The 12,380-nt window shown below is 40.3% G+C and carries 11 protein-coding genes; 8 read left to right on the top strand and 3 right to left on the bottom strand.

The window, feature by feature from the left end; all coding sequences use genetic code 11:
- The first annotated feature begins 4 nt into the window (after positions 1-4).
- The 5 genes from WAA20_RS18965 (at position 5) to WAA20_RS18945 (ending at position 6,735) form a co-directional block, all read left to right on the top strand.
- Entirely contained in the window at positions 5-1,177 is a 1,173-nt protein-coding gene (locus WAA20_RS18965; RefSeq protein WP_073385743.1) for a sugar ABC transporter permease, read from the top strand.
- Positions 1,178-1,276: 99 nt separating this feature from the next.
- Entirely contained in the window at positions 1,277-2,872 is a 1,596-nt protein-coding gene (locus WAA20_RS18960; protein WP_167562662.1) for a response regulator, read from the top strand.
- A gap of 9 nt (positions 2,873-2,881) precedes the next feature.
- Complete coding sequence (locus tag WAA20_RS18955; protein ID WP_073385740.1) at positions 2,882-4,726, top strand: sensor histidine kinase; 1,845 nt, start codon at positions 2,882-2,884, stop codon at positions 4,724-4,726.
- Complete coding sequence (locus WAA20_RS18950; RefSeq protein ID WP_073385738.1) at positions 4,701-5,723, top strand: substrate-binding domain-containing protein; 1,023 nt, start codon at positions 4,701-4,703, stop codon at positions 5,721-5,723. The genes WAA20_RS18955 and WAA20_RS18950 overlap by 26 nt, the downstream gene beginning before the upstream one ends.
- A 28-nt stretch (positions 5,724-5,751) precedes the next feature.
- Complete coding sequence (locus WAA20_RS18945) at positions 5,752-6,735, top strand: galactose ABC transporter substrate-binding protein (protein WP_338801838.1); 984 nt, start codon at positions 5,752-5,754, stop codon at positions 6,733-6,735.
- Between the two features lie 100 nt (positions 6,736-6,835).
- On the opposite strand, the gene WAA20_RS18940 is transcribed toward WAA20_RS18945, so the two are convergent.
- From WAA20_RS18940 to WAA20_RS18930, 3 genes are all read right to left on the bottom strand, one after another.
- Positions 6,836-7,495, bottom strand: a complete 660-nt coding sequence (locus tag WAA20_RS18940; RefSeq protein ID WP_073385736.1) for an MIP/aquaporin family protein — start codon at positions 7,493-7,495, stop codon at positions 6,836-6,838.
- A gap of 146 nt (positions 7,496-7,641) precedes the next feature.
- Positions 7,642-8,265, bottom strand: coding sequence for a TetR/AcrR family transcriptional regulator (locus WAA20_RS18935; protein ID WP_073385735.1), 624 nt, complete (start codon positions 8,263-8,265; stop codon positions 7,642-7,644).
- Positions 8,266-8,336: 71 nt separating this feature from the next.
- A complete protein-coding gene (locus WAA20_RS18930; RefSeq protein ID WP_073385733.1) occupies positions 8,337-9,254 on the bottom strand; it encodes an alpha/beta hydrolase in 918 nt (305 codons plus the stop codon).
- Between the two features lie 447 nt (positions 9,255-9,701).
- Here WAA20_RS18930 and WAA20_RS18925 point away from each other — a divergent pair, with 447 nt between their 5' ends.
- The 3 genes from WAA20_RS18925 to panC all read left to right on the top strand — a co-directional run bounded on the left by WAA20_RS18925 (position 9,702) and on the right by panC (position 12,357).
- On the top strand, positions 9,702-10,547 hold the full coding sequence (locus tag WAA20_RS18925) for a Rossmann-like and DUF2520 domain-containing protein (RefSeq protein WP_073385732.1): 846 nt from the start codon (positions 9,702-9,704) through the stop codon (positions 10,545-10,547).
- 62 nt (positions 10,548-10,609) lie between these two features.
- Positions 10,610-11,488 carry a 3-methyl-2-oxobutanoate hydroxymethyltransferase gene (gene panB / locus WAA20_RS18920; RefSeq protein ID WP_073385730.1) on the top strand — a complete coding sequence of 293 codons (879 nt, stop codon included), beginning with the start codon at positions 10,610-10,612 and terminating at the stop codon, positions 11,486-11,488.
- A 23-nt stretch (positions 11,489-11,511) separates the two neighbouring features.
- Positions 11,512-12,357, top strand: a complete 846-nt coding sequence (panC, locus tag WAA20_RS18915; RefSeq protein WP_073385729.1) for a pantoate--beta-alanine ligase — start codon at positions 11,512-11,514, stop codon at positions 12,355-12,357.
- Positions 12,358-12,380 lie beyond the last annotated feature (23 nt).

Genomic DNA, 12,380 nt, shown 5'->3' with positions numbered 1-12,380 from the left:
CAAAATGGAAAAAGTAATGAAATTTTTAAAATCAAATACAAGACTTCTGATTCTTGTTGTCGTATACCTTTTCTTCTGTATTATGACTCAGGGCAGTATTTTTCAATCTCAGTATTTTAGCGCACTTATAATCCAGAATGCTTATGTTTACATTCTTGGTTGCGGTATGCTTATGTGTATGCTGACAGGTGGTAACATTGATCTTTCCTGCGGATCTTTTATCTGTTTCCTTGGATCTGTAGGTGGTGTAATGATGGTAGTTCAGAAACATAGTGTTGGACTGTCCATTGTAGCAATGCTTGCTATCGGTATTATATACGGATGTGTACTTGGTGCTTTGATCGCTTATGTCAATATCCCACCGTGGATCGCAACACTGGTTGGATATCTTGCATTCAGAGGTATAGGAACATCAATCCTTTCTTCAAATAGTACAACAGGTTCAATTGCTCCTATTCCACAGACATACCTCAAAATCTTTTCAGGTAAGCTTTTTGAGACACCTGGTAAGCAGATGAACATTCCTTGTATGGTATTTGGAGTTATCTCAGTACTTCTTGTTGCTGCACTTCTTGTAAGAAGCCGTCAGGTCAAGATCAAAAAGGGATATGTTCACGATACATTTGCTATTATGATGGTTAAGATCGTTGTATTCGGTGCTGTTATAATGCTCTTTGCATACAAGCTTGCATATGCAGGTGGTATTCCTACAGCTCTTGTATGGGCTCTTGCAATTGTTCTTATCTATGCATTCATAACAGAGAAGACAACAATCGGTCGTTACTTCTATACAATTGGTGGTAACAGAGAGGCTACAAGACTTTCAGGTATCAATACCAAAAAGATACTTTTCCTTGCATACCTTAACATGGCAGTTCTTACTGTTATAAGTGCATGGACTGTTGTAGCAAGATTCCAGGCTGCAAACTCAACAGCCGGAACTAACTACGAGATGGATGCCATCTCTGCCTGCGTTGTTGGTGGTGTATCAGCATACGGTGGAAAGGGTTCAGTATTCGGCGTAGTTATCGGTGCTACTATCATCGGTGTAATTAACCTTGGAATGAGTATTCTTAGTATTGATGCTAACTATCAGAAGATCATCAAGGGCGTCGTACTTCTTGCTGCAGTTGCATTTGATATCATCTCAGCTAGAGTAGCAGCTAAGAAAAAGTAATATTCTGACTTTAAAAAAGGGCGCGGCCTCTACTTTGGCCGCGCTATTTTTGGTAATAAGATGTATAATGGTCACAGAAACGGGTACGGAGGCGATATATTGGGTTACAAATGTCTGCTTGTTGATGATGAAGAAGAGGTTATAAATGCCATCGTTCGAAAAATAGATTGGGAGGGACTGGGGTATGAGGTCCCTACCTATGCTCATAACGGACTTGAAGCTTTGGAGATGGCAGAGGGTGATACTCCTGACGTTGTCATGACGGATATTCAGATGCCGTATATGGATGGTCTTGAGTTTTCAAGACAGCTACGTAAGCTGTGTCCTGGTGTTAAGATCATTATTTTCTCAGGTTACGATGAATTTGAATATGCCAAGGAAGCGATTAAGCTTGAGGCAGAAGAGTATATCTTAAAGCCTGTTAATTCGGATGAACTAAGTAGCCTTTTTACAAGGATAAGGGAATCTCTTGATAAAGAAGCAGAAGAGCGTCAGAGTATCAGGAAGCTCTCAAGATATTATGCACAAAGTCTTCCGCTTTTGCAGGAAAACTTTTATGCTGAGCTTGTATCAGGCAGGATTCCGCAGGAACACCTTGCAGAGTATCTTCTTAATTATCAGATAGATCTTAAAGGTCCGGTATATGATGTTGTCCTTATACATACTTCTTCTACACTTGCGCCGGAGGGTCTTAATCCGGTTCTTCTTGGAATTTCAGTAAGAAGACTGGCTCAGGAAAGGCTTGAAGAGAAGTGGCGCGGTAAGTTCTTTTCCTATCAGGGAGATACTGTTATGATCGCCCAGATGGACGATTCAAGGCAGGTCATTGAGCTTACGGATGATTGTGACAGCTTCTGCAGACTTGCAAAGATAGCCTGTAAAGCGGTAGTAACAGTAGGACTTGGAATGGTATGTACCGATCCTATGGATACGGTCCATTCGCTTGAGGGCGCTTCTCAGGCAGTATCATCAAGGGCTATATATGGAATTGGTAAAGCTATTAATATCATGGAGATTGAGCCCGAACACAATAATGAGACTATTCTGGATGAAAGTGGTAAGACTCTTTCAGATATTCTCAGAAGGATACGTGTAGAAGATACAATTGATATACCTTTGGAAGCGGGGAGATTTATAGACAGCTACAGCCAGGATCTTGGCACGATGAAGCTGTATGAGTTTTTTATCACGGATACAATGAGCAGACTTTACAGATTTGCTCAGGAGAATCACCTTGTCATAGATGAGATCTTTACAGAGAACACAATAGGCAAGGCACTTCCGGATGTTGAAGAGTTTAAGATCATGCTGACGGGAATCCTTACAAGGATGCAGCAGATGATCGGGGATGTAAGGAGTAAGGGACAGAAGTCCTTCGTGCTTAAAGCACAGGAATATGTCGCTGCTCACTATAACGAAGAGGGGATTACAATAGAAAAGATATGCAAGAATCTTGGGGTAAGTTCTGCATATTTCTCAACAGTATTTAAAAAGGAAACAGGTAAGACTTTTGTTACATATCTTACGGATTATCGTATGGATAAGGCAAGAGAGATTCTTATGACATCTGACAAGAAAACCTATGTCATAGCTGCAGAAGTTGGCTTTACTGATCCTAATTATTTCAGCTATGTTTTTAAACGCCAGTATGGAATAACACCTTCAAAGTTCCGAAATAGAGGTGAAAACTCTTAAAGAGGATATATGGGGATTTTCAAAGGGAGAGATAGCAGGATAAAAAAAGGTCATCACGAGCTGAAAAGAAAACTTGGAGCACGTAATATTCAGATCACGCTCCTGACCTCATATACAGTTGTTTCAATTTTGTCCATGAGTCTTTTAGGTGCAGTTCTTTACAGGAGCTTTGCATCTATATCTCGTCAGGTTGCAACTGAAAATGCCAGAACGATCCTCTCTCAGACAGGTGAAAAGCTTGAAGATTACCTGAGACAGATGAGGCAGCTTTCTGATGCCTTTTATTACACATCAATACAGACATCTGATATCTATGTCGACAAGATAGGAAGTCAGATGAATCTTCTATATGAATCCAACAAAGATTATGTTGTTTCAATGGCACTTTTTGAATCTAATGGAAGGCTCCTGGGAGCAGCCCCATCAGCCATCCAGAAGAAAAATATCGATGTTACCACGCAGGAATGGTTCACAGACGCAACAGGAGAAGTTGAGAACATGCATTTCTCAACGCCTCATGTTCAGAACCTTTTTAGTGATTCGTCAAACAGATATTACTGGGTAATATCGCTCAGCCGTTCTGTCATGTTTACAAGGGGAGGCATCCCGAAGCAGGGTGTTCTTCTTGTAGACATGGATTATACGACTGTATATCAGATGTTCGATATTCTCAACAATTCCCTTTCACAGGGATATATATACCTGTGCGATAGAGAGGGAAGGATCATCTACCACCCTCAGAACATGCAGATCGTATCCGGTCTCTATGAAGAAAACAATACGACTGTAGCATCCTATTCTGATGGAGTTTATGAAGAGAAGTTTAATGGTGAAAAGAGAATAGAGATAGTCAACACTATAAGCTATACAGGATGGAAGCTTATAAGCGTTATCCCTACCAAGAATCTGTCTGTAGGACTTAGAAGTACAAGATCGTTTATGATCCTTATCGTTCTTCTTGTAATGCTTGCGGTACTTCTTTTGAACAGGCTTATTTCTGCGAGGATTTCAAGCCCGATAAGAAAGCTTACAGCTTCGATCCATGATATTGAAGTTACGGAAAAAAGCGTTCCGCTGGTATATATAGGCGGTTCCAGTGAAGTTCAGTATCTTGGAAGTACGCTTCAAAAGCTCCTCAATCAGATCTCTTTCCTTATGGGAGACATTATTAAGGAGCAGGAAGAAAAGAGAAAAAGCGAGCTTGATGCGCTTCAGTCTCAGGTTAATCCGCACTTTCTTTATAACACCCTGGATTCGATCGTATGGATGGTCGAGGATGGTAGAAACAAGGAAGCTGTATATATGATAACCCAGCTTTCTTCACTGTTTAGAATAAGTCTTTCAAGTGGAAGAAATATCATACGTGTCAGTGAAGAGATAAAGCATGCAGAGAACTATACCAATATTCAGAAGGTAAGGTTCAAGGATTCTTTTTCTGTAAGTTATGATATCGATCCGGAAATAATGGACTGCTGTATAGTTAAGCTTGTGGTTCAGCCTCTTTTGGAAAATGCCATCTATTATGGTGTTAAAGGCATGGAAGATCCCGGAAGTATCAAGGTTCGCGGATACAGAAAAGAAGATGAAGTATATATCGAAGTTGAAGACAACGGCTATGGAATGAGCCCTGAGCAGGCAGAAGGTCTTCTTACAGAAGAGGGAAGAACCAGAGCAAGAGGATCAGGCGTTGGCCTTATAAACGTCCACAGAAGACTTCAGCTGAGATTTGGTAAGGACTACGGGTTAATGATAGATACAGAGGCAGATGAGGGTACCAAAGTAACTATTCACATGCCATACATAGAATATTCGGAGGAAAGCGCTAAAGATGTGGAATCCGCGGAATATATTTAATGAAAGTAAATGGCTTGCTGCTATAGTAACTGCGATCGTTATAGGTATCGTTGTCTGCGCTATCGATGTGATAAATGTTGATGGTACTGTTGTTAAATACCAGATATCAGTAATCGTCGATGACAGTAACAGCGCGAGGTGGGACAGCTTTCAGACAGGACTGCGGCAGGCAGCAAGAGAAAATGGCATAAGACTTAACTATGTTACAACAGATTTTGAAGGCAGTCCTGAGCAGGAAAAAAATCTTATCTACCAGGAAATAGAAAATGGCGCTGATGCTGTAATTGTTCAGCTTTGTTCCGGAAGTGGGGGAGTAGATATCCTTTCGGATATGCCGGCTAATGTCTATGTCGAGCTTATTGATAACAATGTTGCAAAAGATGAACTGGATAACAGCAGGATAAGCTACATAGGAGCGGACAGTGTACAGGTAAGCAGTGAACTGGCAACAAGGATCGAGAACGATTATGGGGATCTGTCAGGTATAAGAATAGGTGTACTTGCAGGAAACCTTAAGCTTGCATCAGTTCAGGAGAGGATAAATGCTTTTAAAGAAGTATCACAAAAAGCCGGTGCGCAGATAGTATTCAGTGTGGAAGCAACTGAGCTGTCAGAAAGAGAGATCGGTGAACTGGTAAATATCAATGATGCTGATATCCTTGTAGCTCTTGATAATGATGTAACAGAGACGGCAGCAGACTATATACAGATGGTAGATAGTTATAATTCTTATCCAACTAATGGTCAGAAAAATGTAAAGCTTTATGGAATAGGGTGCTCACCTGAAAACCTTAGTGACCTGGATCAGGGAATAATAGGCGGTATGGTGGTCATCAATGAATATGAAATGGGCTATATGGCAATAAACAGTCTTGCCTACGTTCTTAAAGACGAACGTAACAAGATGAACGACTATACAGTTGGTTATGCATATGTTACGGGGGAAACAATGTATGATGAAGGGAATCAGCAGATTCTATTCCCGATCGGAGATTAGAAAAAAGATATTATCGTTTTATTTAATTATGACACTTATGGTCATGATAATATCCGGTTGCAGCAATATCAAAAATAAGGAAAAAGATACTATCCGTATAGGTGTCTCTGTTTATGATGCTCATGATACTTTCATAACCCAGCTTATGGATGACTTCAACAGCTATGCAGATACAAATGTTACTGTTATAACTTACAATGCCGGTCAGAGTATGAAAGAACAGAATAATCAGATGCAGGAGATGATCGATGGCGGATGTGATGTTATATGTATAAATCTTGTAGACAGAACAGAGCCGGAACATATTATAGATCTTGCACTTAAGTACGATGTGCCTGTCATATTTTTTAACAGAGAGCTGACTGGAGAAGACTTAAGACGATCTGATAAGTTCTATTATGTAGGTTCTGATGCAATGGAATCAGGTATAATGCAGGGCGAGCTTGCAGCAGAAGGAATACTTGATGATAGCCTTCATATAGATGCAAATGGTGACGGATATATTCAGTATGTTATGCTTCAGGGTGAAGCCGGTCATCAGGATGCTATCGTAAGAAGCGAGTACTGTGTTGAAACTTTGATGAACAGTGGTATCAAGCTTGACAGAAAAGGCCTTGCCATTGCAAACTTCAACAGGACTCAGGCACAAAGTAAGATAGAACAGCTCATTAATGCAAAGACTGAAATTGAACTGATCCTTGCCAATAACGACGATATGGCACTTGGTGCTATTGACGCATATATAAATATCTTTGGTGATAAGGCAAAGTCGATGCTGCCTGCGATATATGGAATAGATGGAACTATCGGAGGACTGGAAGCTGTTAAGACCGGATACATGTGCGGAACCGTATACAATGACAAGGAAGGTCAGGCTCATGCCATGTATGATCTTGCCATAGCCCTTGCTACAGGAGGATCACTTGATGATCTTGGCATAGAAGATGAGCACTATATACGGCTCCCTCATACAAAAGTCACACTTGAAAATGTGAATGACTATTTGTATTAATTATAAAAGTCACGGTCAATATATAAGGCCGTGACTTTTTGTCTTTAGAGATCATGATCTTAAGAATACGAATTCTTAAAATATTTTTTAAAGATTAAGATCATTTGTCGGAATCAAGGAATTTATAGCAAAATGCTGCAAGGGCTGCTCCGATAAGAGGAGCTACTATAAATACCCATACAGATGAAAGTGCATCTCCGCCGGCAAGAAGGGCTGGTCCAAGGCTTCTTGCAGGATTAACGCTTGTGCCTGTGAAATAAATTCCAAACAGGTGTACAAGTGTAAGAGTAAGGCCAATGACAAGACCTGCTACACTGCTAAAACCGTCGCGTGATGTAACTCCTAGTATTGCGAGTACAAATACAAATGTGAGGATCACCTCTACGAGAATAGAAATACCAATATCACCATTATAAAGGCCGTTAGCTCCAAGACCTGCATCGATGCTTCCTGATGAAGCAAGGATCTTAAGTATAAGAGCACCGATAACACCACCTATACACTGGGATATTACATATGAAATGAAATCACTTACGCTCATTTTGCCGGAAATAAGCATTCCGAGAGATACGGCCGGGTTAATGTGACATCCGGAGATGTTACCGATTGAATATGCCATGGCAACGATAACAAGACCAAAAGCAAGAGCAGTTGCAACATATCCTCCCGATACATCACAACCGATTGCGGCAGCAGTTCCGCATCCAAATACTACAAGTACACAGGTTCCTAAACATTCAGCAATACATTTCTTTAGCATGGATTCCCCTCCTCTTGATAGACATTCGGCCCCAAACGGGTCTATAGAATTAGTATAGAAATTATAGATACGATAATATTATATCATAATTCCGACATGTGAGGATTTGATCATATCACTGACAGGCATGAGTATAAGTGGGACTGTTACCCCTTGATCCCATCAAGATAAAGCTTGGCCTGATTCATTATGAATTCTTCGCCGTATCCCTGCTCGTTTACAAAAAATGATACTCTTGGAACAACTCTTTCTGCGATTCCAAGAAGTCCGTTGGAGATAGTAAGGATCTGAAGCGTTGGATCGTCGAAATGTCTGATGCTGCCGTCTTCCATGCCACGCATGAAGGAACTGAACCAGGGATCAGATTTGCTGTCGATCCTTATAAAGTTTTGGAAGCCTTCAACTTCCTTACTCTGAGGATAAGCAGTGGTATAAAGGCAGTCGAAGTCTCTTATGAAAGTTACAGAATCAACTTCTTTTATCAGTGCTTTGGCTCTTTCATTTACATACCATGAAAATTCTTCAAAGCCGTTGTTAAAATTAGAATCTTTGGGAAGATTAGTGGAAGATCTGTTGATGATCTGAAGAGATTCTTCAACGAGTTTTATCATGATATCACCCTTACTTGAAAAGTGTCTGTAAAGGGTGCTTCTGCTGCATCCTATTTTTTCAGCAAGAACCTTCATATCAAGGTTGGCAATACCATTTTTGATGATCATCTTTTTTGCAAGTTTTAAGATTTTTTCTTCAGTAGCACTTCCGTCTCTCATATATGATCCCCCAATGATCGTATAGACCTATAAAAGATCTATACGAAAGCTTGTTTTTATTAAATCATATATTAAGCGGTAGCTGCAAGTTCAAGGCAATTAACCCTGTACAAAAAGTTCTTGATTATCTCCTCATAACGATCTGAATCAGCAAGGATGTTACGAGTGTGGTCTGCACCCTCAAAAATGTGCATTTCGGTATAACCTGTTGTTGCATTTTCAAGTTCCATAGTATCTTTTATCGGTACAACGCAGTCGCTGTCACCCTGGATGAAGCAGATCGGAACTGTATTACCGCTGAGGCTGTCTTTAGTAAATATCTTTTTATAAGAAAACCCGAACATAAGCTTAAAGAAGATAACAGCCGGATCAAAAAGTACAGGTGATACATGTGCTATCTGCTGAGCAAGCTTGCAAAGAAGTGAATAAAGTGAATTGTAGCAGCTGTCAGCAATAACGAAAGAGATATTGGGATGATACTTAAGAGCTGTAAGGGCTGTTACACCGCCAAGGCATTCGCCGTGAACACCAATCTTGATATCATCTCCAAAACGGTTAACAGTATCATCTATTACACTAAGGAGATCCTTACTTTCTTTGATTCCCCATGTTGATGCTGCCTTTTTGTTATCACCATGACCTCTAAGATCAAAGAGAATACCGTTATATCCCATTTTTCTGAATATGTTAAAATATTTGATTCCGCCGATCCTGCAATAAGTTGATGAGTGAACCAGGATGACAAACTTCTTGGAAGGGATTGCTGATGGAATATAAGTTGTATGAAGTTCATAACCGTCAAAAGACTTTATTATGTATTCTTCGCTTTTCCAGTTCTTATAACCGTCAAGAAAGTGTCTGCGGTTTTCTTTCTGATATGCCTTATTTGGATCTATGCACTTAACAAGTCCCATTGATCTTGCAAGTATTGCACAGATTGTAAGATATAAAACTATTAAGATGATTAAGTTTGTTATTACGATTGCCATATTACTTTTTTCCTCTAAAAAAATCTAAGTTTTCATGTATTTCCATGATTACAGGATGTAATTAGTACATGTTCGGAAATACACGGATGTATTTCCATGTACGTTCGACTACGGAATAATATCACGAAATTTCGAAATGCAAATCACAATAATAATCATAGATTCAAGAACTTTTGCAAAAAGCATTAAAAATGAGATAAAAATGCTTTTTTGTGATAGTTTTTATGATTTTATGAATGTCTTTTATCAAAAAATGTTCGTGTGACCGTGTAACTAAATGAGCTATTGCTATTTACTTTTCTTATAACGAGTGCTACATTTCTATATGGTGCAGACAGCACCGACGGATGGTATCTCAGACTGTTGAGAACTGTACCGACAAGAGAATAAATGTTCGGAACGAAAGTCGCGTCCTCCAGGTATTGTTAAGAATAAAGGAGAATTGCGATGAAGATTGGATTTACTGGAGCAGGTAAAGTTGGTTTTAATCTGGGAAAATATTTCTCGGAGAAAGGCGTTCAGGTGACCGGCTATTATAGCAGGCATCGAGAATCGGCAAAAGAAGCAGCAGATTTTACAAACACAAAATGTTACGACACCCTAAAGGAATTGGTTTTAGAGAGTGACGCGATATTCTTGACTGTTCCGGACAGTGCTATTTCTTCTGTATATGAAGAGATAAGTTCTTTTTCTATATCGGGTAAACAGATAATACATTGCAGCGGAGCTATGACTGCGGCACAGGCTTTTCCTGGCATTGCAGACACAGGCGCAGCAGGTTTTGCAATACATCCGTTATTTCCTTTTAGCGATAAATACAGCGCTTATAAGGATCTTGCGGGTGTATTTTTTTGTCTTGAAAAAAGGGAGAATGTTTCTTTCTGGGAGGATTTTCTTAAAAACCTCGGACTCAGGACCAAGATATTAGAAGAAAGTCAGAAAACAAACTATCATCTGGCTTGCTCTATAGCTTCAAATCTGGTGTGCGGCTTATATGAGATATCCAAAAGGCATTTGGAACAATCAGGTTTTAGCGCAGAAGAAGCGATTGAGGCAGTAGCGCCTCTTGCAAGGGCCAACCTTGAAAATATACTTGCAAAAGGTCCGGCGCTTGCTCTATCAGGACCGGTAGAAAGAAATGATGCTGATACAGTTAAAAAGCATCTGTCTTTTTTGCCTGACCAAAGAGAGAAGCAGATCTACACAAAGTTATCTTATGTTCTTACACAGCTTGCCAAAGAGAAACATCCTGAAAATGATTATACGAACATATGTCAGCTGTTAGACTTGTAACTTTTATATAGAACAAAGTGATAGAAGTTACCGGATCAATGGACTGACGAAAGGGGAAAAGAATGAAACACACAGTAGCGACACTTCGCAAAATGAAAGAAGAAGGAAAGAAAATATCACAGCTTACCTGCTACGACTTTACAACAGCAAAGCTCATGGATGAGGCAGGTATCGACATGATACTTGTTGGAGACAGTCTTGGAATGACTATGCAGGGATATAATGACACACTTCCTGTAACAGTTGATGAGATGATCGTATATGGAAGAAGCGTAGCAAGAGCTTGTCAGAATACATTTGTAGTTATAGATATGCCTTTTATGAGCTATCAGATTTCACCTGCTCAGGCTCTTGAGTCTGCAGGACGCATCATGAAGGAAGCACCGGGATGCAGCGCTGTTAAGCTTGAAGGAGGCGCTTTAATGGCTCCTCAGATCAAGGCTATTACAGATGCAGGTATTCCTGTTGTGGCACACATCGGAATGACACCACAGTCAGTTAACGCTTTTGGCGGCTTCAAGGTACAGGGCAAAGGTGAAGCTAATGCAGAAAGGGTTCTTCAGGATGCTCTTGCAGTTCAGGAAGCAGGAGCTTTTGCAGTAACACTTGAGTGCGTTCCACCTAAGCTTGCAGCTCTTATCAGCAAGAAGCTTGATATCATCACAATAGGAATCGGCGCAAGCTCCTGCTGCGATGCACAGGTTCTTGTATATCAGGATATGCTTGGCATGGTAAGCGGTGTATCACCTAAGTTTGTACAGCACTTTGCAGAAGTAGGAGAAATTATGAAGAATGCATTTACTGCTTATAAGGAAGCTGTACAGGCTGGAACATTCCCGGCACCTGAGCAGACATATGCTAAGAGTGACTGCTCCGATGAGTTTTTACAGAGCCTTGATGCAAAGTACAGTGAAGAAGGATATATAAAGAGAATTTCTTAATAGAGACACAGGTGGAGGAAGTTATGATCAAAGCAGAAACAATCAAAGAAGTTAGAGACCAGGTTAAAGCATGGAGAAAGGAAGGACTCACAATAGGTCTTGTTCCTACAATGGGTTACCTTCATGAAGGACATGCAAGCCTTGTAGATAAGGCAGTATCACAATGTGACAGAGTTATCGTATCAGATTTTGTAAATCCTACACAGTTCGGACCTACAGAAGATCTTTCTACATATCCAAGAGATTTTGAAAGAGACTGTAAGCTCCTTGAAGAGCACGGTGCAAGCCTTGTGTTCCATCCTTCAGTAGAGGAGATGTACGGCGAAGCTGCAGCTACATATGTAGAGATCCTCAATGATATGCCAAAGCGCCTTTGCGGACAGACTCGTCCTATTCACTTCAGAGGTGTATGTACAGTAGTATCCAAGCTCTTTAACATTGCAACACCAGATAAGGCTTTCTTTGGAATGAAGGATGCCCAGCAGCTCTCTATCATTAAGAAGATGGTCAAAGACATGTCTTACGGCATAGAGATCGTAGGCTGCCCTATCATCCGCGAAGATGACGGCCTTGCAAAGTCATCCCGTAACACATATTTAAATGAAGAAGAGAGAAAAGCAGCACTTGTTCTTTCCAAAGCAGTAAAGCTTGGCAAAGAGATGGCTGAAAATTGCGAGAAGGATGCTGCTAAAATCTTAGAAGCACAAAAAGACCTTATAGAAAAAGAGCCTCTTGCAAAGATCGACTATGTATCAGCTGCTAATTTCGACACTCTTGAGCCTGAAACGCAGGTTAAGAGCGGAACACTTTTTGCAATGGCTGTATATATTGGAAAGACAAGACTTATCGATAACTTTTTGTATGAATAAAACTTGAAAGTTCCCGAAAGGAG

It is taken from the genome of Butyrivibrio fibrisolvens (genome assembly GCF_037113525.1).
Lineage (GTDB): Bacteria > Bacillota > Clostridia > Lachnospirales > Lachnospiraceae > Butyrivibrio > Butyrivibrio fibrisolvens.
This window is presented reverse-complemented; position numbering and strand designations above follow the sequence as displayed.

Bases quoted from the DNA above. Each gene is read 5' to 3' on its own strand.
- WAA20_RS18965 (WP_073385743.1), top strand. From the start codon at position 5: ATGGAAAAAGTAATGAAATTTTTAAAATCAAATACAAGACTTCTGATT.
- WAA20_RS18955 (WP_073385740.1), top strand. From the start codon at position 2,882: ATGGGGATTTTCAAAGGGAGAGATAGCAGGATAAAAAAAGGTCATCAC.
- WAA20_RS18950 (WP_073385738.1), top strand. From the start codon at position 4,701: ATGTGGAATCCGCGGAATATATTTAATGAAAGTAAATGGCTTGCTGCT.
- WAA20_RS18945 (WP_338801838.1), top strand. From the start codon at position 5,752: ATGACACTTATGGTCATGATAATATCCGGTTGCAGCAATATCAAAAAT.
- WAA20_RS18940 (WP_073385736.1), bottom strand. From the start codon at position 7,495: ATGCTAAAGAAATGTATTGCTGAATGTTTAGGAACCTGTGTACTTGTA.
- WAA20_RS18935 (WP_073385735.1), bottom strand. From the start codon at position 8,265: ATGAGAGACGGAAGTGCTACTGAAGAAAAAATCTTAAAACTTGCAAAA.
- WAA20_RS18930 (WP_073385733.1), bottom strand. From the start codon at position 9,254: ATGGCAATCGTAATAACAAACTTAATCATCTTAATAGTTTTATATCTT.
- WAA20_RS18925 (WP_073385732.1), top strand. From the start codon at position 9,702: ATGAAGATTGGATTTACTGGAGCAGGTAAAGTTGGTTTTAATCTGGGA.
- panB (WP_073385730.1), top strand. From the start codon at position 10,610: ATGAAACACACAGTAGCGACACTTCGCAAAATGAAAGAAGAAGGAAAG.
- panC (WP_073385729.1), top strand. From the start codon at position 11,512: ATGATCAAAGCAGAAACAATCAAAGAAGTTAGAGACCAGGTTAAAGCA.